Annotated in this window: 22 protein-coding genes; 14 read left to right on the plus strand and 8 right to left on the minus strand. The window is 65.6% G+C overall.

What is annotated here, in order from left to right:
- Window positions 1-2: 2 nt before the first annotated feature.
- Window positions 3-773 carry an ABC transporter permease gene (locus SJY40_RS12580; RefSeq protein ID WP_378946927.1) on the minus strand — a complete coding sequence of 257 codons (771 nt, stop codon included), beginning with the start codon at window positions 771-773 and terminating at the stop codon, window positions 3-5.
- Window positions 770-1,705, minus strand: a complete 936-nt coding sequence (locus SJY40_RS12585; RefSeq protein WP_378946929.1) for an ABC transporter ATP-binding protein — start codon at window positions 1,703-1,705, stop codon at window positions 770-772. The genes SJY40_RS12580 and SJY40_RS12585 overlap by 4 nt, the downstream gene beginning before the upstream one ends.
- A 231-nt stretch (window positions 1,706-1,936) precedes the next feature.
- On the opposite strand from SJY40_RS12585, the gene SJY40_RS12590 reads away from it, so the two are divergent.
- The gene (locus SJY40_RS12590) at window positions 1,937-2,659 is read left to right on the plus strand and encodes a rhomboid family intramembrane serine protease (RefSeq protein WP_378946933.1); all 723 of its coding nucleotides are present in this window, start codon (window positions 1,937-1,939) and stop codon (window positions 2,657-2,659) included.
- On the opposite strand, the gene mnmD is transcribed toward SJY40_RS12590, so the two are convergent.
- Complete coding sequence (gene mnmD / locus SJY40_RS12595) at window positions 2,656-3,336, minus strand: tRNA (5-methylaminomethyl-2-thiouridine)(34)-methyltransferase MnmD (RefSeq protein ID WP_378946936.1); 681 nt, start codon at window positions 3,334-3,336, stop codon at window positions 2,656-2,658. The two genes, SJY40_RS12590 and mnmD, sit on opposite strands and share 4 nt — an antisense overlap.
- 30 nt (window positions 3,337-3,366) lie before the next feature.
- On the opposite strand from mnmD, the gene SJY40_RS12600 reads away from it, so the two are divergent.
- From SJY40_RS12600 to kynA, 11 genes are read left to right on the plus strand one after another with little or no spacing between them, the layout of a single operon-like run.
- A complete protein-coding gene (locus tag SJY40_RS12600) occupies window positions 3,367-4,404 on the plus strand; it encodes an NAD(P)/FAD-dependent oxidoreductase (protein ID WP_378946939.1) in 1,038 nt (345 codons plus the stop codon).
- Between the two features lie 56 nt (window positions 4,405-4,460).
- On the plus strand, window positions 4,461-5,732 hold the full coding sequence (locus SJY40_RS12605) for a DUF4202 family protein (RefSeq protein ID WP_378946942.1): 1,272 nt from the start codon (window positions 4,461-4,463) through the stop codon (window positions 5,730-5,732).
- Between the two features lie 41 nt (window positions 5,733-5,773).
- Window positions 5,774-8,056, plus strand: coding sequence for a bifunctional salicylyl-CoA 5-hydroxylase/oxidoreductase (locus tag SJY40_RS12610; RefSeq protein WP_378946945.1), 2,283 nt, complete (start codon window positions 5,774-5,776; stop codon window positions 8,054-8,056).
- A complete protein-coding gene (locus tag SJY40_RS12615; RefSeq protein ID WP_378946948.1) occupies window positions 8,053-8,778 on the plus strand; it encodes an SDR family NAD(P)-dependent oxidoreductase in 726 nt (241 codons plus the stop codon). Before SJY40_RS12610 ends, SJY40_RS12615 begins: the two co-directional genes overlap by 4 nt.
- Complete coding sequence (locus SJY40_RS12620; protein WP_378946951.1) at window positions 8,775-9,209, plus strand: MarR family winged helix-turn-helix transcriptional regulator; 435 nt, start codon at window positions 8,775-8,777, stop codon at window positions 9,207-9,209. Before SJY40_RS12615 ends, SJY40_RS12620 begins: the two co-directional genes overlap by 4 nt.
- Window positions 9,206-10,018, plus strand: coding sequence for an enoyl-CoA hydratase family protein (locus SJY40_RS12625; RefSeq protein WP_378946954.1), 813 nt, complete (start codon window positions 9,206-9,208; stop codon window positions 10,016-10,018). The genes SJY40_RS12620 and SJY40_RS12625 overlap by 4 nt, the downstream gene beginning before the upstream one ends.
- Before the next feature lie 58 nt (window positions 10,019-10,076).
- The gene (locus tag SJY40_RS12630; RefSeq protein WP_378946957.1) at window positions 10,077-11,207 is read left to right on the plus strand and encodes an acyl-CoA dehydrogenase family protein; all 1,131 of its coding nucleotides are present in this window, start codon (window positions 10,077-10,079) and stop codon (window positions 11,205-11,207) included.
- A complete protein-coding gene (locus SJY40_RS12635; protein ID WP_378946960.1) occupies window positions 11,204-11,593 on the plus strand; it encodes an acyl-CoA thioesterase in 390 nt (129 codons plus the stop codon). Before SJY40_RS12630 ends, SJY40_RS12635 begins: the two co-directional genes overlap by 4 nt.
- The gene (locus SJY40_RS12640) at window positions 11,586-11,981 is read left to right on the plus strand and encodes a RidA family protein (RefSeq protein WP_378946963.1); all 396 of its coding nucleotides are present in this window, start codon (window positions 11,586-11,588) and stop codon (window positions 11,979-11,981) included. Before SJY40_RS12635 ends, SJY40_RS12640 begins: the two co-directional genes overlap by 8 nt.
- 20 nt (window positions 11,982-12,001) lie before the next feature.
- Window positions 12,002-13,621, plus strand: coding sequence for an AMP-binding protein (locus tag SJY40_RS12645; RefSeq protein WP_378946966.1), 1,620 nt, complete (start codon window positions 12,002-12,004; stop codon window positions 13,619-13,621).
- Window positions 13,618-14,439: a tryptophan 2,3-dioxygenase gene (kynA, locus tag SJY40_RS12650; RefSeq protein WP_378946969.1), complete on the plus strand. Its 822-nt coding sequence runs from the start codon at window positions 13,618-13,620 to the stop codon at window positions 14,437-14,439. The genes SJY40_RS12645 and kynA overlap by 4 nt, the downstream gene beginning before the upstream one ends.
- Here the strand turns inward: kynA and SJY40_RS12655 are convergent.
- Complete coding sequence (locus SJY40_RS12655) at window positions 14,436-15,155, minus strand: GNAT family N-acetyltransferase (RefSeq protein ID WP_378946972.1); 720 nt, start codon at window positions 15,153-15,155, stop codon at window positions 14,436-14,438. The genes kynA and SJY40_RS12655 overlap by 4 nt on opposite strands.
- Window positions 15,155-15,895, minus strand: a complete 741-nt coding sequence (locus SJY40_RS12660; RefSeq protein ID WP_378946975.1) for a competence/damage-inducible protein A — start codon at window positions 15,893-15,895, stop codon at window positions 15,155-15,157. The genes SJY40_RS12655 and SJY40_RS12660 overlap by 1 nt, the downstream gene beginning before the upstream one ends.
- 109 nt (window positions 15,896-16,004) lie before the next feature.
- Here SJY40_RS12660 and map point away from each other — a divergent pair, with 109 nt between their 5' ends.
- Window positions 16,005-16,802, plus strand: coding sequence for a type I methionyl aminopeptidase (gene map / locus SJY40_RS12665; RefSeq protein ID WP_378946977.1), 798 nt, complete (start codon window positions 16,005-16,007; stop codon window positions 16,800-16,802).
- Window positions 16,803-16,888: 86 nt separating this feature from the next.
- On the opposite strand, the gene SJY40_RS12670 is transcribed toward map, so the two are convergent.
- Complete coding sequence (locus SJY40_RS12670; protein WP_378946980.1) at window positions 16,889-17,494, minus strand: YqgE/AlgH family protein; 606 nt, start codon at window positions 17,492-17,494, stop codon at window positions 16,889-16,891.
- Between the two features lie 104 nt (window positions 17,495-17,598).
- Here SJY40_RS12670 and SJY40_RS12675 point away from each other — a divergent pair, with 104 nt between their 5' ends.
- Entirely contained in the window at window positions 17,599-18,453 is an 855-nt protein-coding gene (locus SJY40_RS12675; RefSeq protein ID WP_378946983.1) for a protein-disulfide reductase DsbD domain-containing protein, read from the plus strand.
- Here the strand turns inward: SJY40_RS12675 and SJY40_RS12680 are convergent.
- Entirely contained in the window at window positions 18,450-21,800 is a 3,351-nt protein-coding gene (locus SJY40_RS12680; RefSeq protein WP_378946985.1) for an efflux RND transporter permease subunit, read from the minus strand. The genes SJY40_RS12675 and SJY40_RS12680 overlap by 4 nt on opposite strands.
- The gene (locus SJY40_RS12685; RefSeq protein ID WP_378946988.1) at window positions 21,793-23,115 is read right to left on the minus strand and encodes an efflux RND transporter periplasmic adaptor subunit; all 1,323 of its coding nucleotides are present in this window, start codon (window positions 23,113-23,115) and stop codon (window positions 21,793-21,795) included. The genes SJY40_RS12680 and SJY40_RS12685 overlap by 8 nt, the downstream gene beginning before the upstream one ends.
- Between the last annotated feature and the right edge of the window lie 36 nt (window positions 23,116-23,151).

Consider the following 23,151-nt stretch of genomic DNA (forward strand, 5'->3'; position numbering starts at 1 on the left):
CGTCATTCGCGCAGGCGCCAGCCGGTGGCAAAGATCCAGCGGATGACGGCCAGACAGACGACCACCATCGCGGCCACCGCAACCAGCGACGCCCCGACAGGCACGTCGGCCAGACCGAAGAACGCCCACCGGAACCCCGAGATCAGGTAGAGAACCGGGTTCAGCTTGGCCACGGCCCCCCAGAAGGGCGGCAGCATGCTGGCCGAGTAGAAGGCCCCGCCAAGAAAGACCAGCGGCATGATGACCATCATCGGCACGATCTGCAGCTGTTCGAAGCTTTTCGCCCAAAGCCCGATGATGAACCCCAGCAGGCTGAAACCCACCGCGCTAAGCAGCAGGAAGGCGATCATCCAGAAGGGATGCAGGATGTGGACGCCGACAAAGCCGAAACTGGTCAGCAGGATCACCAGCGCAATCAGGATCGCCTTGGTCGCGGCGGCGCCGACAAAGCCCAGGGTGACCTCGATCCAGCCGACGGGTGAGACCAGATATTCATAGATCGTGCCGCTGAACTTCGGGAAATAGATGCCGAAGCTGGCATTGCTGACCGCCTGTTGCAGCACCGTCAGCATCATCAGACCGGGCACGATGAAGGCGCCGTAAGGTACGCCCTCGACCGATTGGATGCGCCCGCCGATGGCCGCGCCGAAGACCACGAAATAGAGGACCGTCGAAACAACGGGCGATGCCAGTGACTGCCAGATGGTGCGGAAAAAGCGGGTCATCTCGTGGTGATAGATGGACCAGACGCCGTGCCAGTTGACCATGTTCATGCCGCATTCTCCGATTCGTCGACCAGCGAGATGAAGACCTCTTCCAGACTGGATTGTCGCGTGGACACGTCGCGCACCGTGATGTCGCGCGCCGCCAGTTCCCCCAGCAGCCGGGCGATGCCGGTGCGTTCGGCCTTGGTGTCGTAATCGAAGGCCAGCTGGCGACCGTCATCCGACAGCGTCAGATTGGGGTCCGCCATATCGTCGGGGATGCGGTCCAAGGGCGCGTCCAGTTCGATGGTCAGGGTCTTGCGCCCGAATTCGCCCATCAGCTGGGCGGTCGGCTTGACCAGCAGCAGTTGACCCTTAGCGATGACACCGACGCGGTCGGCCATCTCCTCGGCCTCTTCCAGATAGTGGGTGGTCAGGATGATGGTCACGCCTTCGCGGCGCAGCTCGCCCACCACCTGCCACATCTCGCGCCGCAGGGCGACGTTGACGCCGGCGGTCGGTTCGTCAAGGAACAGCACCTTGGGGTTATGCGACAGCGCCTTGGCGATCAGCACGCGGCGCTTCATGCCGCCCGACAGTTCGCGGGTGGCGGCGTCGCGCTTGTCCCACAGCGACAGGGCGCGCAGGATGCGTTCCAGATAGGCATCATCGGGCGGCATGCCATAGAGGCGGCGGGTGAAGCGCACGCAGTTGATGACCTTTTCGAAAGGCTCCAGCGCGATTTCCTGCGGGACCAGCCCGATCATCTTGCGCGCGGCGCGCCAGTCGGTGCGGATGTCGTGACCGCCGACGCGGACGGTGCCGCTTGTCGGCACCACCAACCCGCAGATGACCGAGATCAGCGTCGTCTTGCCCGCGCCGTTCGGCCCCAGAAGGGCGATGATCTCGCCTTCCTCGATGGACAGGGACACGTCGTCCAGCGCCTTTGTGCCACTGTCATATTGCTTCGACAGATGGTCGATTTCTATGATCGCGCTCATGCGCCATTCTCCAATTTTGTGCAGACGGGTCGCATGGGCCCGCGCCGCAGATAGGTATTCACACGCCGTTTTGCCAGCCCAAGACGCCGGGTCCGTGCCTTGGCCCCGCAAATACCCCGCAGGGTTCAAGGGTATAGGACAGCCGTCCGGGCAGCAGCGCGCTTGCAGGACCGGCGGGCCCACGCCACAGTCGCGCAACCCGCGACAATCGCCCCAGGGATCACTGCACAGATGTTTCCGATCAGGGATCACAACCCGTCTTCCATCCGTCCGATCGTCACATGGACCCTGATTGCGATCAATATCGTGATCTATGTCCTGACCCTGCCCGGCAGTCAGACCGGATCGACGGTTTGGGCCTATCTGGCGCTGTATCCTTTGGCGATCACTAATAACGAACTGCTTTACGGTTTGCTGACCCATATGTTCCTGCATGCGGGCTTCATGCATCTGGCAGGGAATATGCTGTTCCTGTGGATATTCGGTGACAATCTGGAAGAGCAGATGGGCCGGATCGGATTTCTGGCCTTCTATCTGCTGGCAGGGCTTGCAGCGGCAGGGGCCCAGATCGCAGCGGCACCCTATTCGGACATTCCGATGGTTGGGGCGTCAGGGGCGATCGCTGGCGTGATGGGGGGATATCTGCTGCTGTTCCCCCGCGCCAAAGTGGACATCCTTGTGATCTTCATCGTGTTCTTCAAGGTGTTCACCCTGCCCGCTTGGGTGATGCTGGGCCTGTGGTTCGGGCTGCAGGTCTTTGGTGGCTTTACCGTGGATGGCGCGGGCGGCGGCGTGGCCTATTGGGCCCATGCCGGCGGCTTCTTTGCAGGTGTCGTGCTGGCACTGCCGATGTTCCTGCGCCGGGGCGGTACGGCGTTCTGGCGCCGCACGCATGGCCAGCCGCCGCATCCGCAGGCCGAATACACCCGCATTCCACGCGTTACGCGCCGCTAGGTTCCCGTCGGCATGCAACCGACGCTCATGTGCCGTTTGCTGCCGAAACCGGGGCGGCGATCTACGGTGAACCCGGCCTGCTGCAAGGCGCGGCGGACGTGGCCTGCGGCGGTATAGGTGGCAAAGCTGCCGCCCAGGGCCGTGTGTTGCCCGACCTGCACCATGATCGTATCGCTCCACATCTGCGGGTTCTTGGCGGGCGAGAAGCCGTCCAGAAACCACGCATCGGCCCGTCCGGTCCAGTCCGGCAACGTCACTGCCACGTCGCCCAGAACAACCTCGACCAAGACTTGCCCCACCTGCATCCGCGATTGCCCCCATTCCGCCCGCAACTGTGCGGCAAGATGCGCCAGTTCGGGAAATGCGGCATGGGCCTGTTCCAACTGGGCCACGCCCATCGGATAAGCCTCGAAACTGGTCATTCGGATGGGCACCGTGGCGATCTGCGCCAGCGCCAACAGGTTCAGCCCCGTGCCGAAGCCCAGCTCGGCCACGTGAAAACCGGGCACCAGCCTTGCCGGCAGGTCGTTGCCGGCCAGAAAGACATGGCGCGTTTCCGCCAGCCCCCCCGCCAGGCTGAAATAGGGGTCGTCGAACCGGGTCGAGACGGGAATGCCGCCATCTTTCCAGTCCAGCTGCGGGTCGCCTTCGGGCGTCTGGTGGGCTAGGTCGTTCATGCAGGGCAGCTTTCGGGAAAGGATGCGGATTTGGCAAGGGACAGCGTGATCCATCTGGCGGGGGCGGGCATTTCGGGCCTGTCCTGCGCGTGGGAGATGACCCGCCGTGGCGCGCGCGTGCGCGTGCATGAACTGGACCGCGTGGGTGCAGGTCCATCCGGCGGGCAGGTCGGCGCGTTGGCCCCGCATGCCCCCGACGGCTGGAACGCCAAAAAGGCGATGCAACTGGAAAGCCTGCTGGCCGCGCCCGATTTCTGGGCCGAGGTCGAGGATGTCTCGGGCCTGCCCACGGGCTATGGCCGCACGGGCCGCCTGCAGCCCGTGCCCGATCAGGCCACCGCCGACCGCCTGCAGGACCGCATCAAGGGCGCGCAGCAGAACTGGCCCGCCGATCTGGGCATGTTCCTGACGCAAGCCCCCGATACCAAAATCATCCCCGACAGCCCCTCCGGCATCTGGCTGATGGACCGCATGACCGCCCGCATCCATCCGCGCGCCGCCCTTGCCGCCCTTGCCGCCGCCATCACTGCACGCGGCGGAGAGATCGTGCTGGGCCAGCCCGCGCCGGTGGATGCCCCGCAAATGGTCTGGGCCACCGGCACGGCAGGGCTGCATGACCTGAACGAGGCGCTTGGTCGCAAGATCGGCCAAGGCGTCAAGGGCCAGTCGGCCAGCCTTGATCACGCCGCCCCCGACAGCCCGCAGGTTTTTGACAACGGCATGTATGTCACCCCGCATTTTGACGGGACGGTCGCGGTGGGATCGACTTCGGAAAACACCTTCGACCATGACCGCACCGACCACCAGATCGACGACCTGCTGGTCCGCGCCCGCGCGATGTGCCCTGCCTTGGCCGATGCGCCGGTTCTGGAACGATGGGCGGGCATCCGCCCCCGCGCCCGCAGTCGTGCGCCGGTTCTGGCGCCCTGGCCCGACCGCCCCGGCCATCTGATCGTGAACGGCGGCTTCAAGATCGGCTTCGGCATGGCCCCCGTCATCGCCCGCATGGCCGCCGACGTGGTTCTGGACGGGCGGACCGATCTGCCCGATCTGGTCGCCCTGCCCTGATCCTTGCGTCGCCACCCCCGCCACGCCACACTGCCCCAAACCATCCGGAGCCGCGCATGACCACCCAGCTTGATCACGCCTTTGTCGCCATCGATGCCGCCAACACCCACGACCCCAAGCTGGAAGACGGCACCCCCGCCAACCTACTCTACGGTCAGCGGATGACGGCGGAACAACAGCGCATGTTCCCCGATGCCGACGACGTGCTGCGCATCGCCTGCCGCGGCCAGCATATCGAACGCTGGACCCTGCCGCGCGACAGCTATCCGATGGGGCGGCCCGGATACCTGAAATGGCGTCAGGAACAGGGGCGTCGTCATGCCGAACGCATCGCCGGGATCATGGCCGATGCGGGTTATGGGGATGACGATATCGACCGTGCGCGCAAGATGCTGACCAAGCAGGGCATCAAGCGCGACCCGCAGGTCCAGGCGCTTGAGGATGTGATCTGCTTTACCTTCATCCGTTGGTATCTGGGCGATTTCATGGCCGAGCAGCCGGACGAAAAGATGCCCCGCATCATCGAAAAAACCGCCCGCAAGATGTCGGCTGATGCACGCGCCCGCGCCCTGCAGGAATTCGAAATGCCCCCCGCCTTTGCCGAACTGTTCCGGCAGGCCGATCAGACGCGGACCCTGACCCGCGTGGTGATCGTGTCCCACGGCCAGCCCGGCGACCCTGCCCCCCAGCAACAGGCGATCGAGGATCTGGCCGCCGCTGTCGCCCCCCACCTGCCCGGCCTGCAGGTCATGGGCGCGACCCTTGCCATGCCCGAGGCGCTGTCCAAGACCGCCACCAGCGATGCAATCATCTATCCGATGTTCATGGCCGAGGGTTGGTTCACCGGCAGCGAACTGCCCCGCCGCCTGACCGCCGCAGGTGCCCCCGGCGCGCATATCATGCGCCCCTTTGGCACCGATCCGGGCCTGCCCGCGCTGATCGTGGAAAAGGTGGCGCAGGCCGCGACCGCTCAGGGCTGGGACATTGCGGACACCATGCTGATGCTGTCGGCGCATGGGTCGCAGCGGTCGCAGGCCAGCTTTGACATTACCACTGCATTGGCCAACACGCTTGCCCCGCATTTCGCCCGCGTGGTGACCGGCTTTGTCGAACAGGAACCTTTCATCGCAGATGCCGCCCGCGGCCTGGACCGCGCCGTCAGCCTGCCGCTGTTCGCACTGCGGGCCGAACATGTCACGCAGGACCTGCCGCAGGCGCTGGATCAGGCGGGCTTTGACGGTCCACGGCTGGACCCCATCGGCCTGTCGCCCGAAACGCCTGCGATGATCGCGCAGTCGATCGCCAATGAAATTTCAAGCTTGAAATAAAATTGGACCCATGCCAGCCTTCCCCAAGTGGGAGGCATCCGATGAAGATCCTGTGTCTGGGCGGCGGGCCTGCGGGCCTTTACTTCGCGATCTCGATGAAGCTGCGGGACCCGTCGCATGATGTGACGGTGCTGGAACGCAACCGCGCCAACGACACCTTCGGCTGGGGCGTGGTCCTGTCAGATGACGCGCTGGCGCGGATGGAAAAGAACGACCCGCCCTCCACCAAGGCGATCCGCGACAACTTCATCTATTGGGACGATATCGCCGTCATCCGCGACGGTCAGCGCGATGTGTCGGGCGGGCATGGGTTCGCCGGTATCGGTCGCAAGAAGCTGCTGACGCTACTTCAGGACCGCGCCCGCGAACTGGGCGTCACCATGCAGTTCGAGACCGAGTTCGGCCCTGCCGAAAGCTATCGCCGCGATTACGATCTGGTGGTGGCCGCCGACGGGCTGAACAGCCGGGTGCGCGCCGAATATGCCGAAACCTTCCGCCCTGATATCGACATGCGCCTCTGCAAGTTCATCTGGCTGGGCACGCACCAGAAATTCGACGACGCCTTCACCTTTATCTTCGAAAAGACGCCGCATGGCTGGATGTGGGCGCATGTCTATTCCTTCGACGACGACACTGCGACCTTCATCGTCGAATGCAGCCAGGACACCTGGGACGGCTTCGGTTTCGAAACCATGACCAAGGAAGACATCGTCGAGACCTGCCGCGCGGTCTTTGCCGACCATCTGGGCGGTCACAAGCTGATGTCGAATGCCGAACATCTGCGCGGATCGGCGGTCTGGATGAATTTCCCGCGGGTGGTCTGCGACCGCTGGTATCATGAAAACGTGGTGCTGATGGGGGATGCGGCGGCGACGGGGCATTTCTCGATCGGATCGGGGACGCGGCTGGCCTTGGACAGCGCCATCGCGCTGGCCGATTACCTGCACAGCGAACCCACACTGGAAGGTGCCTTCCAGCGCTATCAGGACGAACGTCGGGTCGAGGTGCTGCGCCTGCAATCCGCTGCCCGCAACAGCCTGGAATGGTTCGAAGAGGTCGAGCGTTACTTCGACCTGCACCCCATCCAGTTCACCTATTCCCTGCTGACCCGCAGCCAGCGCATCAGCCATGAAAACCTGCGCCTGCGCGACCCGGATTGGGTGCGCCGGGCCGAGGATTGGTTCCAGCAACAGGCAGGGGGCCAGACCGGACGCGCGCCGATGTTCGCCCCGTTCCGCCTGCGCGACATGACGCTGAAAAACCGCATCGTCGTGTCGCCCATGGCGCAATACAAGGCGCAGGACGGCTGCCCGACCGACTGGCATCTGGTCCATTACGGTGAACGCGCCAAGGGCGGCGCGGGGCTGGTCTATACCGAGATGACCTGCGTCAGCGCCGATGGCCGCATCACGCCGGGTTGTCCGGGCCTCTACGCCCCCGAACATCAGGCGGCCTGGACGCGCATCGTCGATTTTGTCCACAGCGAAACCGACGCGAAGATCTGCTGCCAGATCGGCCATGCCGGTCGCAAGGGCAGCACCCGCATCGGGTGGGAAGGGATGGACAAGCCCTTGGCCGAAGGCAACTGGCCGCTGATATCGGCCTCGGTCCTGCCCTGGTCCGACGACAATGCCAACCCGCGTGAAATGACGCAGGCGGATATGGATGTCGTGCGCGGACAGTTCGTCGGCGCGACCCATATGGCGGATGCGGCAGGCTTCGACATGATCGAACTGCACGCGGCCCATGGCTATCTGCTCAGCAGCTTCCTGTCGCCGGTGTCGAACCGGCGCACCGACGACTATGGCGGCAGTCTGGAAAACCGGCTGCGCTGGCCCTTGCAGGTGCTGGCCGCGATGCGCGCCGCATGGCCCGAACATAAGCCGATGGCGGTGCGCATCTCGGCCACGGATTGGACCGACGACGGCATCACCCCCGATGATGCCGTGGCCATCGCCCGCGCCTTCCATGATGCGGGGGCCGATATCATCGACGTGTCGGCGGGGCAGACCACGCCCGATGCCAAGCCCGTCTATGGTCGGATGTTCCAGACGCCGTTTTCCGACCGCATCCGCAATCAGGCGGGCATCGCCACAATGGCCGTCGGCAATATCACCGAGGCCGATCAGGTGAACTCGATCCTGATGGCGGGGCGGGCCGATCTTGTCTGTCTGGCGCGCCCGCATCTGGCCGACCCCTATTGGACGCTGCATGCCGCGACCGCGCTCGGCGACACGGGCACCCCATGGCCCCTGCCCTATCTTGCAGGCGGCGACCAGGCCCGCCGCCTTGCCCAGAAACAATCCGAGGAGATCCGCGCATGAGCACCGTCCTGATCACCGGCGGCGGCAGCGGCACGGGCGCCGACATGGCCCGCGCCTTCGCCGAACGCGGCCATGACGTCGTCATCACCGGACGCGACCGCGCCAAACTGGACCGCATCGCGGGGGGCCGCATCCGCGCCGTCGCGGGCGATGTCAGCGACCCCGATCAGGTGGCCCGCGTCTTTGCCGAAGCCGGCCCCTGCCAGATCGTCATCGCCAATGCCGGCATCGCCGAGGCCGCGCCTTTCGGCAAGGTCACCATGGATCACTGGAACCGCATCATCGCGGTCAACCTGACGGGTGTCTTTCTGACCTTCCAGCAGGGCCTGGCCCAGATGGGTCCGGGCGGACGGCTGATTGCCATCTGTTCGATCGCAGGGCTGCGCGGGGCCGCCTATGCCGCGCCTTATGCGGCCAGCAAGCATGGCGTGATGGGTCTGGTGCGGTCCTTGGCGCAAGAGGTCGCCAAGAAGGACATCACCGTCAACGCCATCTGCCCCGGATACCTGGACACCGAGATGACCCAGCGCAGCATCGACAACGTCATGGCCAAGACCGGCCGCGACCGCGCGGCGGCCATCGCGGGCATCGCCGGACGCAACCCGCAGGGCAAGCTGATCCCGCCATCGGATGTGACGGCGGCGGCCTTGTGGCTGGCGCTGGAGGGGTCGGGCGCCATGAACGGTCAGGCGATCACCATCGACGGCGGCGAAGGCCCATGAGCGATCTTTCCAAGGACCGCCTCAAGACATGGATCCGCATTCTGGCCATGACGCGCGGGGCGGAAAACCGGTTGCGGGATTACCTGCGGCGCGAACATGCCTCGACCCTGCCGCGGTTCGACGTGATGGCGGCGCTGTGGCGGTGCCGCGACGGGGTGACGATGTCGGAACTGTCGCGGATGCTGCTGGTCTCGAACGGGAATGCCACCGCCGTGGTGGACCGGCTGGAGGCCGACGGCATGGCCAAACGCGAGGCCGAGGATGGCGACCGCCGCCGCATCCGTGTGCGCCTGACGCCCGCCGGACGCACCGCCTTCGAAACCATGGCCCGCGGCCATGAGGCCGAGGTCGATGCCATCTTCGCCAATCTCGGGCAGGAGGATCTGGACATGATGCGCGCGATCCTGTCCCGCGCCGGAGGAACACCATGACCTCCGTGACGATGGCCAACCGCAGCCCGCGGCATTTCCTGTGGCAGGTGACCGACCGCATCGGCGTGATCCGCCTGAACCGCCCCGAGCGCAAGAACCCGCTCACCTTCGACAGCTATGCCGAACTGGCCGCCCATTTCCGCGATCTGGCCCATGCCGATGATGTGGATGTGGTCGTGATCGCCAGCAATGGCGGCAATTTCTGCTCGGGTGGTGATGTGCATGAAATCATCGGCCCGCTGGTGGGGATGGAGATGCCCGAGCTGCTGGCCTTTACCCGCATGACCGGCGAGCTGGTCAAGGCGATGATCCATTGCAACAAGCCCGTCATCGCAGCCGTCGAGGGCATCTGCGTGGGGGCGGGCGCGATCATGGCCATGGCTTCGGACCTGCGGCTGGCGGCACCATCGGCCAAGGCGGCCTTCCTGTTCACCAAGGTCGGATTGGCCGGATGCGACATGGGTGCCTGCGCGATGCTGCCTCGGATTATCGGTCAAGGCCGCGCGGCGGAGCTGCTGTACACGGGCCGTCTGCTGCGCGCCGATGAGGGCGCACGCTGGGGGTTCTGGAACAGTCTGCATGATGACGTGGAAAGCGCAGCGATGGCGCTGGCGCGGCAGATCGCCGACGGGCCAGTCTGGGCGCATGGCATCACCAAGACCCAACTGAACCAGGAATGGAACATGGGTCTGGATCAAGCCATCGAGGCCGAAGCGCAGGCGCAGGCCATCTGCATGAAGACCCGCGATTTCGAGCGCGCCTATCACGCCTTCGTCGCCAAAGAGACACCGGTGTTCGAAGGAAACTGACAGCCCGGGGGCGCTTCGCCCCCCGGACCCCCCGAGGGTATTTGGGACAACAGAGAAGATGGATCGCAGCTTTCTGGACTGGCCGTTTTTCGAGGATCGCCACCGTGTGTTGGCGGCAGAGCTTGAGGCATGGTGTGCCGCGCATTTGCCCGTCGATCACAGTGATGTGGATGCGGCCTGTCGCGGGCTGGTCGGGGCCTTGGGTCGGGGCGGCTGGCTGCGCCATTCCGGCGGGGCGGCGCTGGACATCCGGGCGCTGTGCATTAGCCGCGAAACGCTGGCCCGCCATGACGGGCTGGCCGATTTCGCCTTTGCGATGCAGGGGCTAGGCATGGGGGCCGTCACTCTGTTTGGCAGCGACGGACAGCGGGCGTGGCTGGACCGGACGCGGGCGGGCGATGCGATTTCGGGTTTTGCGCTGACCGAGCCGGGATCGGGGTCGGATGTGGCACGGACGGCCACCACCGCGCGACGCGATGGTGATCACTGGGTGCTGGAGGGGGAAAAGACCTATATCTCGAACGGGGGTATCGCTGACATCTATGTCATTATTGCCCGCACGGGCGAGGCTGCGGGCGCCAAGGGTCTGTCGGCCTTTTTGTTGCCCGCCGACACGCCGGGTCTGCAGGTCGTCGACCGGATCGAGGTGATGGCCCCCCACCCGCTGGCCCATCTGCGGCTGACGGATGTGCACCTGTCTGCCGATGCGCTGATCGGTCAGGCGGGGCAAGGTTTCCGCATCGCCATGACGGTTCTGGACCATTTCCGCCCGACCGTCGGGGCCGCGGCCTTGGGCTTTGCCCGCCGTGCGTTGGACGAAGCCCTGACCCGCGTCCGCGAACGCCAGCTGTTCGGCGCGCCGATGTCGGATTTGCAGATGGTTCAGGGCCATCTGGCCGATATGGCGCTCAAGATCGATGCCGCCGCCTTGCTGGTCTATCGCGCCGCATGGGCCAAGGATCGGGGCGCCCCCCGTATCACGCGCGAAGCGGCGATGGCCAAGCTGTACGCGACCGAGGCTGCCCAGCAGGTCATCGACCAAGCGGTGCAACTGTTCGGCGGCGACGGCGTCCGCGTCGGCATGCAGGTCGAAAGCCTTTACCGCGAAATCCGCGCCTTGCGCATCTATGAAGGGGCCAGCGATGTGCAAAAACTGATCATCGCCCGCAGCGTGTTGGAGGGATCATGATCTATTCCCGCACTATTGCCATCGAATTCTGCCACTGCGATCCGGCGGGCATCGTCTTTTACCCCCGCTATGCGGAAATGGTGAATCACATGGTGGAAAACTTCTTCCTTGAAGTGATCGGCCACGGCTTCGGCCCGATGATGGCCGCAGGTCAGGGCATGCCGACGGTCAGCCTGCAGATGGATTTCAAGAAGCCGTCGCGGCTTGGGGATCGCATCCAATGGGATCTGCAGGTCGAACATCTGGGCACCAGCAGCGCGCGTTTCCTGATCCGCGCCGAGGACCGGCTGGAGGCACGCAGCACCGTCGTCTGGATGGCGCGCGATTTCACCCCCTCGCCCTGGCCCGGTGATTTCCGTGCCACGTTGGAGGATTACCATGCATGAACCCCTCCACCCCGCACATTGGAAGCGCGCCATAGGCTATGCCAATGGCATTATGGCGCGCGGGCGAACTATCTATACCGGCGGGTTGATCGGTTGGGATGCCGATCAGCAGTTCCAGACCGATGATTTTGCCGGTCAGGTCCGGCAGGTGCTGGAAAACATCGTCGCCGTGCTGGCCGAAGGTGGCGCAGGTCCCGAACATATCGTCCGCCTGACTTGGTATGTCACCGACAAGCACGAATATCTGGATGCCCTGCGCGAAATCGGTGCCGCCTACCGCGCCGTCATCGGACGCCATTATCCCGCCATGGCCTTGGTGCAGATCGTGGCGCTGGTCGAGGATCGTGCCAAGGTCGAGATCGAAGCCACAGCCGTCGTACCGGACTGAAACCACAGCAGGGGATCATCATGCCAGCCTTGGGACCAAGCGGACATCAGGACAGCTTTACGCGCGACCACCTGCCGCCGCCCGATCAATGGCCGGTGATCGACCTGTCCGGCTATGACTATCCCGACTGGCTGAATGTCGGGGCCGAACTGACCGACCGCATGGTCGAACGCGGCTTTGGCGACCGCATCGCGCTGGTGGGAAACGGGCGGGCGCGCACCTATAAGGAGCTGTCGGATTGGACCAACCGGCTGGCCCATGCGCTGGTCAGCGATTACGGCGTGAAACCCGGCAACCGCGTGCTGATCCGGTCGGCCAACAACCCCGCGATGGTCGCCTGCTGGCTGGCCGCGACCAAGGCAGGCGCGGTGGTCGTGAACACCATGCCGATGCTGCGCGCCAAGGAATTGGGCCAAATCGTCGATAAGGCTCAGGTCGCCTTCGCACTTTGCGACACGCGCCTGATGGAGGAGATGGTCGCCACCGCCAAGGCGTCGCCGCTGCTGAACACCGTGATCGGTTTTGACGGCACTGCCAACCATGACGCCGAACTGGACCGCGCGGCCCTGACCAAGCCGGTGCGCTTCGACGCCGTGCGGACGGGGCGCGATGATGTGGCGCTGCTGGGCATGACCTCGGGGTTGACGGGCGAACCGAAAGCCACGATGCATTTCCACCGCGACCTGCTGATCATCGCTGATGGCTATGCGCGCGAGGTTCTGTCCGTCACCCCCGATGATGTCTTTGTGGGCAGCCCGCCACTGGCGTTTACCTTTGGTCTGGGCGGGCTGGCGGTCTTTCCGTTGCGCTTCGGGGCCAGCGCGGTGCTGCTGGAAAACGCATCGCCGCCCAACATGATCAAGATCATCGAAGAACACCGCGCCACCATCTGTTTCACCGCGCCGACCGCCTATCGCGTCATGCTGCGAGCGATGGATCAGGGGGCGGATCTGTCCAGCCTGCGCGTGGCCGTCAGCGCGGGCGAAACCCTGCCCGCCCCCGTCTGGCAGGATTGGCACGACCGCACCGGCAAGCCGATGCTGGACGGCATCGGCGCGACCGAGATGTTGCACATCTTTTTGACCAACCGTCTGGATGACAGCCACCCTGGCTGCACGGGTCGTCCCGTGCAAGGCTATCGCGCCCGCATCATCGGCGATGACGGGGCCGAAGTGCCGCGTGGCGAGATGGGCCGTCTGGCTGTCATCGGCCCCATCGGCTGCCGTTATCTGGACGATCCGCGGCAGGGTGAATATGTCAAGGATGGCTGGAACCTGACCGGCGACACCTTCTGGCAGGATGATGACGGGCGCTTCCACTTTGCGGCGCGTTGCGACGATATCATCGTCTCGGCGGGCTATAATATCGCCGGGCCCGATGTCGAGGCGGCCTTGCTGGCCCATCCGGATGTGGCCGAATGCGCCGTGATCGGCGTGGCAGACGCGGATCGTGGCCAGATTGTACAGGCCCATGTCGTGCTGGCCGATGGTGTCACCCCCGATCAGGCCACCAGCGAACGGTTGCAGCGTCACGTCAAGGACAGCATCGCACCCTTCAAATATCCGCGCAGTGTGGTCTTTTGCGACGCATTGCCAAAAACCCAGACGGGCAAGATTCAACGATTCAGGCTGAAGCAATGACCTATGATCCCGCGTCCGAAGGCGCCCAGATGTCCTTTGACGGGCGCATGTCCTATGGCGATTATCTGGGGCTGGACAAGATCCTGACCGCACAGCACCCGCTGTCGGATGCCCATGACGAAATGCTGTTCGTCATCCAGCATCAGACCAGTGAGCTGTGGATGAAGCTGGCCCTGCACGAAATGTCCGCCGCCCGCGCCAGCATCGCGGCAGGCGATCTGCGCCCGGCCTTCAAGATGCTGTCGCGCGTCTCGCGCATCATGGAGCAGTTGAACAGCGCGTGGGACGTGCTGCGGACGATGACGCCCAGTGAATATACCGAATTCCGGCCTTCACTTGCGCAAAGCAGCGGCTTCCAGTCGTTCCAATACCGAATGATCGAATTCGTGGCGGGCAATCGCAACATGGCGATGATCGGCCCGCACGAACACCGCCCCGAACTGGCCGCAGCTCTGCGGACCGAGGCGGCGTCACCATCGCTTTACGACGTCGTGCTGGACCGGCTGCGCGACGCGGGTTTCGATGTGCCCGCACGCGCCGAACTGGACAAACCGCATCACGCCGACCCCGCCGCGCGCGCGGCATGGGCGCAGGTCTATCGCGACCCTGCGAAATACTGGGAACTGTACGAACTGGCCGAAAAGCTGGTCGATTTCGAAGATTACTTCCGCCGCTGGCGCTTCAACCATGTCACCACGGTCGAACGGGTCATCGGGTTCAAGCGCGGGTCGGGCGGCACATCGGGCGTCAGCTATCTGCGACGAATGCTGGATGTGGTCTTGTATCCCGACCTGTGGGAATTGCGGACGGAACTTTAGTCCCGCCCGTAATAAGCATAGCTGCCGTTCACGCTGAAACCCATGCTGGCATAGGTCGCCTGCGCCGCCTGATTGGCACGGCTGACCGCCAGCCCGATGCGGGTCGCGCCATGTTCAGCAGCCCAGAAGGCGGCCTGACGCATCATCCAACCGGCCAGACCCTGTCTGCGGAAGGGGGCCAGAACCTCGACCCCGTGGACCATGGCGACGGGGCCATGCACCGCAACAAAGGCGCTGCCTGCGGCGCGGTCCTGAATGCGGCCAAGAATGGCGGCCTTGGGCTGGGTCACGCGGTCCATCACCGCCTGCCGCGCCGGGTTGATATTGCCCGCACCCCAGATCTGCCGCTGGATCGCCATGGGCGGCCAGACGGTAAAGGTAGTCACAGGCGGCAATGGCCGGTCGGTCAGGGACGCCACCGGCGCGGACATCACCAAGGTCGGGATTTCCACCGCAAACCCGCGCGCGGTCAATGCGTCAATTAGATCGCCCTGATCATCCCATGCGCGGAACAGGGGGCGCTGACCCCATGCCACATGCTGCGCGCAGGCCGCCTCGATATCGTCCGGCGTCCAGGGCCCATCTGCCAACCCCGAACTGACACGCCCGCCCGCACCAAGCCCGCGCCCGACGATAAACCCGCCACAGCGGACGGTTTCGGCGGCAGGCCAGGTTTCCTCGAACGCGCGGGCCAGATCGGGATCGGGCCGTCCCATTACAGCGACAGACGCGCCTTCAGGGCTGTCATGCCCTGTTCGACGCGGGCCTGATCCAGGCCGCGCACCACAAGGTTCGTGCCCCAGCCGGTGTCATCGCGGAAGGGATAGGACCCAAGCGACAGATCGGCGAAATCGGCGGCGACGGCCTTCAGATCCTCGGCCACGTCGCTTTCGCCGCGGCGGACCTCGATGGTCAGGGATTGCACCGGGCGACCGCCGGGCAGGTTCGGGACCAGCCAGGCGACCATGCCGCGGAACACCTCGGGCACGCCGGCCATCACATGGGTGTTGCCGATGGAAAAGCCCGGCGCGCCCGACACAGAATTGTCGATCAGCGTCGCACCCACCGGGATACGGGCCATGCGCAGACGGTTTTCCGTCAGTTCGGTCCCCATGCGGTCGCAGCGGTCCTGCAGGATCGCGCGGGCATCGGGATGAATTTCGACCGTCGTGCCATGGGCGTCGGCAACGGCATCGGCGGTGATGTCGTCATGCGTCGGGCCGATCCCCCCTGATGTGAACAGCAGGTCGTATTTGCCGCCAAGCGACTTGTCGTATTCGCGAATGGTCTGGACGATGCGGTCGTGATCATCTGCCACGACACGAATTTCCTGCAAATCGAAGCCGGTCGCCGTCAGCACCTGAGCCAGATGGTGGGCGTTGCCTTCGCGGGTGCGTCCCGACAGAATTTCGTCTCCGATCACCAGAATCGCGGCGGTAGGGTTGTCCGACTGCATCTGCACTGCCCCTTGGCTTGAAATGTTGTGCATCTTTCTATGCCTGCGCGAAGGGCTGGAACAAGTGGCCTCGGGCATCTATCTAGCAGGAATGAAGAAAGGATCAGCGATGGACGATGGCCGTATCACCAAAGAGGGTATCCGCATTCACATGCCCGAGGATTCCGCAGGCATGCACAAGGCGGGTGCGATCGCCGCGCAGATCCTGGACGAGGTCGGGCCGCTGGTCGAACCCGGCGTCACCACGGCTGTGCTTGACGATTTCATCCGCAACCGCATCACGGAACTAGGCGCCACCTCGGCCACCATCGGGTATCGCGGCTATCAGCATGCCAGCTGCATCAGCGTGAACCACGTCGTCTGCCACGGCATTCCCGGCGACAAGGTACTGAAGGAAGGCGACATCGCCAATATCGACGTGACGGTGATCGTGGACGGCTGGTTCGGCGACACCAGCCGCATGTACGTGGCCGGCAAGGCCCCCTTGAAGGCGCAGCGCCTACTGAAGGTCACCCATGACGCGCTGATGAAGGGGATCGAGGTTGTCCGTCCCGGCGCCACCTTCGGCGACATCGGCGCGGCGATCCAGACCTATGCCGAAGGGCAGCGCATGTCCGTCGTGCGCGATTTCTGCGGCCACGGCATCGGCAAGGTCTTCCACGCCCCGCCGAACGTGCTGCATTTCGGTCGCGCGGGCAAAGGGCCGGTTCTCGAGGAAGGCATGTTCTTCACCATCGAACCGATGATCAACTTGGGCCGCCCCGAAACCAAGGTCCTGGCTGACGACTGGACTGCCGTGACGCGCGACAAGTCGCTTTCGGCACAATTCGAACATTCGATCGGCGTGACCGCCGACGGGTTCGAGATATTCACCCCCTCGGACAGGTTCTTCCCCGACCTCGGCTGAAGGCCGACCGACCCCCATGCGCGACACCGGGGGGGTCCGGGGGGCTGGCCCCCCGGCCCGTCGCGGGACGCAATCGGGCGCGACTTTCAGGCCCGACCGGCCGCCGCGGACAGGACCGAGGGGTCGATCCCCTGCGCCCGCAACGCCCGCTGCCATTTGTCGTCATTCGCCTGATCGAAGATCAGATCCTCGGCACTCTCGCCGGTCAGCCAGCCATTGGCCAGCATCTCGGATTCCAGCTGCCCCGGCCCCCATCCTGCATAGCCCAGTGCCAGCACCGCAGGCTCAGGCCCCTGCCCCTGCGCCAGATCCTCAAGGATGTCGCGGGTCGTGGTCATCGCCAGAGCATGGCCGATACGCATGCGCCCTTCGGGGTCCTGCCCGTGTTCGGCGACCTTATGCAGCACGAAGCCGCGCCCCGGTTCGACCGGCCCGCCAAAGCGGATCTGCACCGGGCGGGCGGTTTCCTCGACTTCGATGCCCAGCTGTTCCAGCAGTTCGCCAAAGTCGATTTCCGGCAGAGGGTGGTTCAGGACCAGCCCCATCGCGCCATCATCGGAATGGGCGCAGACCAGAACCACCGATCTCTCGAAGCGCTGATCGGTCATGCCGGGCATGGCGATCAGGATCTTGCCGGTCAGGTTCGCGTTCTCCGTTTCGGTCTGGGGCGTCACGTCGGGGGTGTTGCTCATCTGCTCTCCTTTGCCCACCAAGATCGGGGTTGCGACGCGATCTTGCAAGGTTCACGCGCATTTGTGACTTCCCAGCCATATCCCCGACCCGCTAGGTCATGGGCATGACACGCATCCCCCCGATCGCCGCCGCCTTTTTCCTGATCGCCGGCAGCCTGACCACCGGCACCCCGGCCCTTGCCCAAGCTGCGCTGACGGCAACGCCGTGGCGGTCGCAGGCCGCCCCCGCGACAGAACTGCCGCCGGGGCTGGACTCGGCCCGCCTGCTGCCCGGGTGGACCGATGACAAGGGCGACCGCGTCATGGCGCTGGAGCTGCGGTTGCAGCCCGGGTGGAAGACCTATTGGCGCACGCCCGGCGACAGCGGCCTGCCCCCGCATTTCGACTGGCAGGGGTCGCGCAACCTTGCGGATGTGACCTTCCACTGGCCAACTCCGCAGGCGATCCGGTCGGGCGACCAGCTGGACTTGGGCTATCACGACCGGCTGGTCCTGCCCTTCACCGCCCATGCGGCGACCCCGGGCCAGCCCGTTCACATCGAAACCCGGATCGAGATCGGGTTATGCGAATCTATCTGCGTTCCCGCGCAGCTTGATCTGGCCGCCCCCCCTTCGGGGACCGACCACGACCCCAGGATCAAGGCGGCAATGCAATCGCAATCGCAGCCGCTGCCCGACCGCCCCGCCTGTCGCGTCACCGAATTGGACGATGGCATGCGGCTCAGTGTCGATCTGCCCGTTCCCGACACCGGCATGGCCGCGATCGAACTGCCAGGCCATCCGCAGGTCTGGATCTCCTCGGCGCAGATCGACAAGGCCAATCGCGCGACGGTCGAGATGGTCGCGCCATCCGGCAAGCCTTTCGATGTGGATACCGACGACCTGCGCGTCACCATGATCGTGGCGCCAGAGACCGACCCCAAGGGGTTCGAGACCCGCGGCTGCGACCCGCGCGACTAGGTCGTGCGGCGCATCACCGCCGCCGCCCCCGCCATGACTGCCACCAGCAACAGCAGATAAAGCGCCATCGCCCCGCCCAGACCCGCGACGGGCCACCAATCAGGCAGCGTCCATCCCGCCACGCGCGCCGCCACCACCGGCAACAAGCTGACCCCGAAGGCCAGCGCGGCACCGACGGCCCCCATCCACATCGCGCGCTGCACCCGGGGCGCACGCGTCATGGACAGCCCGCGCCGGAACCCGCGGATCGCACCGCCGATGTCGGCCCCGATGGCCAGCACCGCCGGCACGACCAGCAACACCAGCACCATCCCGAAGGCCAGCCCATAGGCCAGCGTCACCACCGTCGGCTTCAGGAACAGCGCCTGCGACGAGCGTTCATAGAGCAGCGGCGCCAGCCCCAGAACCGTCGTCGCCGTCGTCAGCAGCACGGGGCGGAAGCGGTCGGCCACCGCATCCATGATGGCCGGACGCAGGCCACGGTCGGCGGCATATTCGTCGATGGTAGAAATCAGCACGATGGAATCGTTGATGATGATCCCCGACATGCCGATCAGCCCGACGATCGAGAACATGCTCAGCGGCAACTGCCAAGCGTCATGCCCCCAGACCGCACCGATCAGCCCGAAGGGGATGACCGACATCACCACCATCGGTCGCGACCAGCTGGAGAAGATCCAGGCCAGCACCATATAGATCCCCGCCAGTGCCAGCCCAAAGCCGGTCAGCGCGTCGGTCAGGAACTCGTTCTCCTGCTCGGAGAGGCCGGTCAGGTCATAGGTGACGCCGAATTCCGCCGCGATGTCAGGCAGCAGGACCTGCTGCAATTCTTGGGTGATCTGCGCCGCCCGCGCCGGATCATCCCCCGAAATGTCCCCCGTGACCGAGATCATCCTTTCGCCGTTTTCACGACGCACGACGGAAAATCCGGCCTCGGAGGTGACGGTCACGATGTCCGACAGCGGCACCCATTGCCCCGAAGACGTCCGCATCAGCATGCTGTCTAGAAAATCGCCGCGGCGGTCTTCCTCGGGCAGTTCGACGGTGATGGCGCCGGTGCGGGTGCCGACGGGGAAGGTCGCGGCCTCGATCCCGCCAAGTCGCTGGCGCAATTCGCGCGCAAGGGTCTGGGTGGTGAAGCCAAGCGCCTCGCCCTGCGGGGTCAGGTTCAGGGCCAGTTCGTCCTTGTCGTAATCCATGCTGTCTTCCAGCGCCGAAACCTCGGGGAATTGCGACAGCCGCTGCTTCAGCGCTTCGGAGGCGGCCTTCAGCCCCGTCGCATCGGCCCCGGTCATGCGGACCGAGATGGCATCGCCCCCCGGCCCCGACCGTGATCCGCGGAAGCTGATCGTTTCCAGACGCGGATCGGTCGGCATGGCCTCTTGCAGGGATTGGACGAATTCGAAGCTGGAATAGGGGCGGAAGTCGGGGTCGATCAGTTCCAGCTGGACGGCGCCCAGCAGATCCTCGTCCTTGGTGTCGGCCCCGGGCAGCGGACGCCCCGCATTGCCGCCCACCATGGTCATCACATGGGTCACGGGGTTCAGCCCGTATTCCTGCTGGTATTCCGCGGAGACCTGTTCAACCGCCACCTGCACCAGACCCATGACCCGCAGCGTATCGTCGCGGTCCGACCCGGGCAGCATGGCGAAATTGCCCGCGACGCTGCCCTGTTCGGGCGCATCGAAGAACCGCCACGGCACCTTGCCCGACATCAGCGAGGCCGCCGACCACGACAGCCCCACCACCACCATCGCCAGAACTGGATAGCGCCAGCCCAGCACAAGGCGCGTCAGGGGCCGCATGACGCCCGCGACAAAGCGGTCCAGCCAGCGGTTCATCAGTTTCGAGGGCCGGTCGTACCAGCGATCCTTGGCTGTATGGGCCAGCGCATGGGCCATGTGGTTGGGCAGGATCAGGAAGCATTCCACCAGCGACGCGATCAGCACCATGATCACCGTCAGCGGAATATCCCCGACCAACCGCCCGAAACGCCCGCCGATCATGACCAGCCCCGCAAAGGCGATGACGGTGGTCAGGGTCGAGGACACCACGGGCGCCCCCATCCGCATCGCCGCGCGTTCGGCGGCGACCTGCGGCGGCTCGCCCAGCTTGCGGGCACGGTAATCGGCATGTTCGCCCACCACGATCGCATCGTTGACGATGATCCCCAATGTCAGGATCAGCGCGAACAGCGAGATCATGTTGATCGTCATCCCCGCCGCATACATCAACGCGACCGCCGCCAGCAGCGAGGCAGGAATGCCCGCCGCCACCCAGATGGCGGTGCGCGCATTCAGGAACAGGAACAGCAGCCCCAGCACCAGCGCCAGCCCCAGAACGGCATTGTCCAGCAGCAGGTCCAGCCGGGCCGAGATCAGCTCGGCCCGCGCGCGCACCAGTTCGATGCCGACGCCCTGCGGCAGGGTCGGCATCATCTGGGCCACGGCATCCTCGACCTGGCGCTGCATGCCGATGGCGTCGCCCGTGGCGCTGCGCTGCACGGCGATGGTCACGGCGGGGTTGCCATCGACGAAATAGGCCATGTCGCGGTCGATGCCGCTGTCAGTCACATCCGCCACATCCCCCACGGTCAGCTGCGTTCCGTCAGGCAGTGCCTTCAGCACCAGTGCCGCCACCGCCGAAGGGTCGCGGGTTTCCGATCCGGTCCGCACCCGCGCCGTGCCCGATGCGATATCGCCTGCGGGGGTGGCTGCGGCGGCGGCACCGATCACGGTCGCGACCTCCTCCATCGTCAGGTCGTGGCGGATCAGATCGGCCATGCGCAACTCGACCAGTGTTTCAGGCGCCGACAGCCCCGCAGTGGAAATCCGCGTCACCCCGCGTGCATAAAGCCGGTTGGACAGATCGTCCGCGATACGCCCCAGCTGCGCCAGACCGACGGGCCCCGAGATGACCACATCGGCCACGGAATCGCGCCACGCGCGACGGGTGATCTCGGGGTCATCGGCGCCTTCGGGCAGATCGCCTGCGGCGCTGATGGCGGTTTCCACCTCGGACGAGGCGCGGGACATGTCCCATCCCGGCTCGAACTCCAGCCGCAGGCGGGCCGAGCCTTGGGTCGCCTGGCTTTCGGTCAGCTCGACCCCCTCGACACCCATCAGCGCGGGTTCCAGCACGCCCACAACGGATCGGTCGACGTCATCGGCCCCTGCCCCGTCCCACCGGACGGTCACGTCGATCTGCTGGACCACCGTGTCGGGGAAGAACTGCGCCCGCAGGCGCGGCGCGGAATAGAGGCCCGCGACCACCATGACCGCCAGCACAAGGTTCGCCAACGTCTTGTGGCGGACGAACAGCGACAGGATGCCGCGCGACCTAGCCACGACCCTGGCCCTCGGCGCGTTGTGCCTGCCGGTCGGGCGCGGGTTCCTCGGGGGCTTCGGCGTCGCGGATGCGGATGCCGGTGCCCAGCTGCGGCGCGCGTTCCGCCACGATCCGGCCACCGGCCAGTTCGGGGGGCACGCGGATGATGACATCGTCACCCTGACGCCGCAGGACCGTGACGGGAATGGCCTGTAGACGGTCGTCATCGCCCGCCACCAGCACGGCACCATCGGCACCGACCGCCGTGGCGGGGATCAGGGCCGCACCCTCGACCATCGGTTCGGTGATATTGCTGCGGACGAAATCGCCCGGACGCAGCGCCGCGCCGTCACCGGTCACGCGCGCAAAGACGATACGACCGGCGCTGCCTTCGGCGACCGATGCCGCCGCGCGGTCCAATTGTGCCTGTGCGGTCAGCTGCCCCGCACTGCCGTCCAGCAGCACAGTCACCGGATGCTCGCCCAGCTGGCCATCCGCGCCGACAAGGCGCGCGAACTGGTCCAGCGACAGCGGGATCTGCACCTCCAGCGCATCGGGGTCGATGATGGTGGCGATCTGTTCGTTCAGGCTGACCAGCCCGCCTTGGACGACGGTCACGTCGGTGACGCGCCCGTCGAAATCGGCGCGCAGTTCCGTGTCGGCCAATTCGCGGCGCGCCTCGGACAGGGCGATCTCGGACCGGCGCAGGGCGTTTTCGGCGGCGGTGACGGCGCTTTCGGCATCGGCCAGCGCGGCGCGGCGGCTGATGACCGCCTGTTCCGCCGTCGATGCCGCCAGTTCCGCCGTTTCCCGATCAAGGCTGGTGCCAAGCCCGCGCCCCGACAGTTCCTGCTGGCGGGTCACTGCAGCCTCGCGCAGTTCGGCCTGGCGTTCGGCAGCGGCCAGATCCTGCTCTGCGATCAGGACGGCGCGTCCGGCGTCGCCCAGCATGCCTTGGGCATCGTCGCGTTCGGCCTGTCCGCTGTCCAGCGCCGCCTGCGCCGAGGACGGATCGATCCGCGCCAAGAGCTGCCCCGCCGCGACGGTGCCGCCCTCCTGCAGGGCATCGGCCAGTTCGACCACCCGCCCCGAGGCGCCCGCCCGCAGTTGCAGTTCGCGCCGCGACTGGATGCTGCCATAGACCTGCAACTGCGGCTGGACCTGCCCCGGCGTGACCGTCAGCAACCGCGCGACATAGACCTGTTCCGACGGCCCCCGCCCGGGGCGCGCATCCGCGTCACCCGTCCGGCTGGCCTGCCACAGCAGAAACCCCGCCAGAAACAGCAGGGCCAGTGTCAGGAAGGTCAGAAACAGCCCCATCAGGCCGCGTGTCATGAATCGCATGCGTCAAAAGTCCATATGTCGGACGGT

The sequence above is a fragment of the Paracoccus sp. R86501 genome, from assembly GCF_042466435.1.
Taxonomy (GTDB): domain Bacteria; phylum Pseudomonadota; class Alphaproteobacteria; order Rhodobacterales; family Rhodobacteraceae; genus Paracoccus.

Coding starts and splice junctions, on each gene's coding strand:
- SJY40_RS12580 (WP_378946927.1), bottom strand. CDS start 773: ATGAACATGGTCAACTGGCACGGCGTCTGGTCCATCTATCACCACGAG.
- SJY40_RS12585 (WP_378946929.1), bottom strand. CDS start 1,705: ATGAGCGCGATCATAGAAATCGACCATCTGTCGAAGCAATATGACAGT.
- SJY40_RS12590 (WP_378946933.1), top strand. CDS start 1,937: ATGTTTCCGATCAGGGATCACAACCCGTCTTCCATCCGTCCGATCGTC.
- mnmD (WP_378946936.1), bottom strand. CDS start 3,336: ATGAACGACCTAGCCCACCAGACGCCCGAAGGCGACCCGCAGCTGGAC.
- SJY40_RS12605 (WP_378946942.1), top strand. CDS start 4,461: ATGACCACCCAGCTTGATCACGCCTTTGTCGCCATCGATGCCGCCAAC.
- SJY40_RS12610 (WP_378946945.1), top strand. CDS start 5,774: ATGAAGATCCTGTGTCTGGGCGGCGGGCCTGCGGGCCTTTACTTCGCG.
- SJY40_RS12615 (WP_378946948.1), top strand. CDS start 8,053: ATGAGCACCGTCCTGATCACCGGCGGCGGCAGCGGCACGGGCGCCGAC.
- SJY40_RS12620 (WP_378946951.1), top strand. CDS start 8,775: ATGAGCGATCTTTCCAAGGACCGCCTCAAGACATGGATCCGCATTCTG.
- SJY40_RS12625 (WP_378946954.1), top strand. CDS start 9,206: ATGACCTCCGTGACGATGGCCAACCGCAGCCCGCGGCATTTCCTGTGG.
- SJY40_RS12630 (WP_378946957.1), top strand. CDS start 10,077: ATGGATCGCAGCTTTCTGGACTGGCCGTTTTTCGAGGATCGCCACCGT.
- SJY40_RS12635 (WP_378946960.1), top strand. CDS start 11,204: ATGATCTATTCCCGCACTATTGCCATCGAATTCTGCCACTGCGATCCG.
- SJY40_RS12640 (WP_378946963.1), top strand. CDS start 11,586: ATGCATGAACCCCTCCACCCCGCACATTGGAAGCGCGCCATAGGCTAT.
- SJY40_RS12645 (WP_378946966.1), top strand. CDS start 12,002: ATGCCAGCCTTGGGACCAAGCGGACATCAGGACAGCTTTACGCGCGAC.
- kynA (WP_378946969.1), top strand. CDS start 13,618: ATGACCTATGATCCCGCGTCCGAAGGCGCCCAGATGTCCTTTGACGGG.
- SJY40_RS12655 (WP_378946972.1), bottom strand. CDS start 15,155: ATGGGACGGCCCGATCCCGATCTGGCCCGCGCGTTCGAGGAAACCTGG.
- SJY40_RS12660 (WP_378946975.1), bottom strand. CDS start 15,895: ATGCAGTCGGACAACCCTACCGCCGCGATTCTGGTGATCGGAGACGAA.
- map (WP_378946977.1), top strand. CDS start 16,005: ATGGACGATGGCCGTATCACCAAAGAGGGTATCCGCATTCACATGCCC.
- SJY40_RS12670 (WP_378946980.1), bottom strand. CDS start 17,494: ATGAGCAACACCCCCGACGTGACGCCCCAGACCGAAACGGAGAACGCG.
- SJY40_RS12675 (WP_378946983.1), top strand. CDS start 17,599: ATGACACGCATCCCCCCGATCGCCGCCGCCTTTTTCCTGATCGCCGGC.
- SJY40_RS12685 (WP_378946988.1), bottom strand. CDS start 23,115: ATGACACGCGGCCTGATGGGGCTGTTTCTGACCTTCCTGACACTGGCC.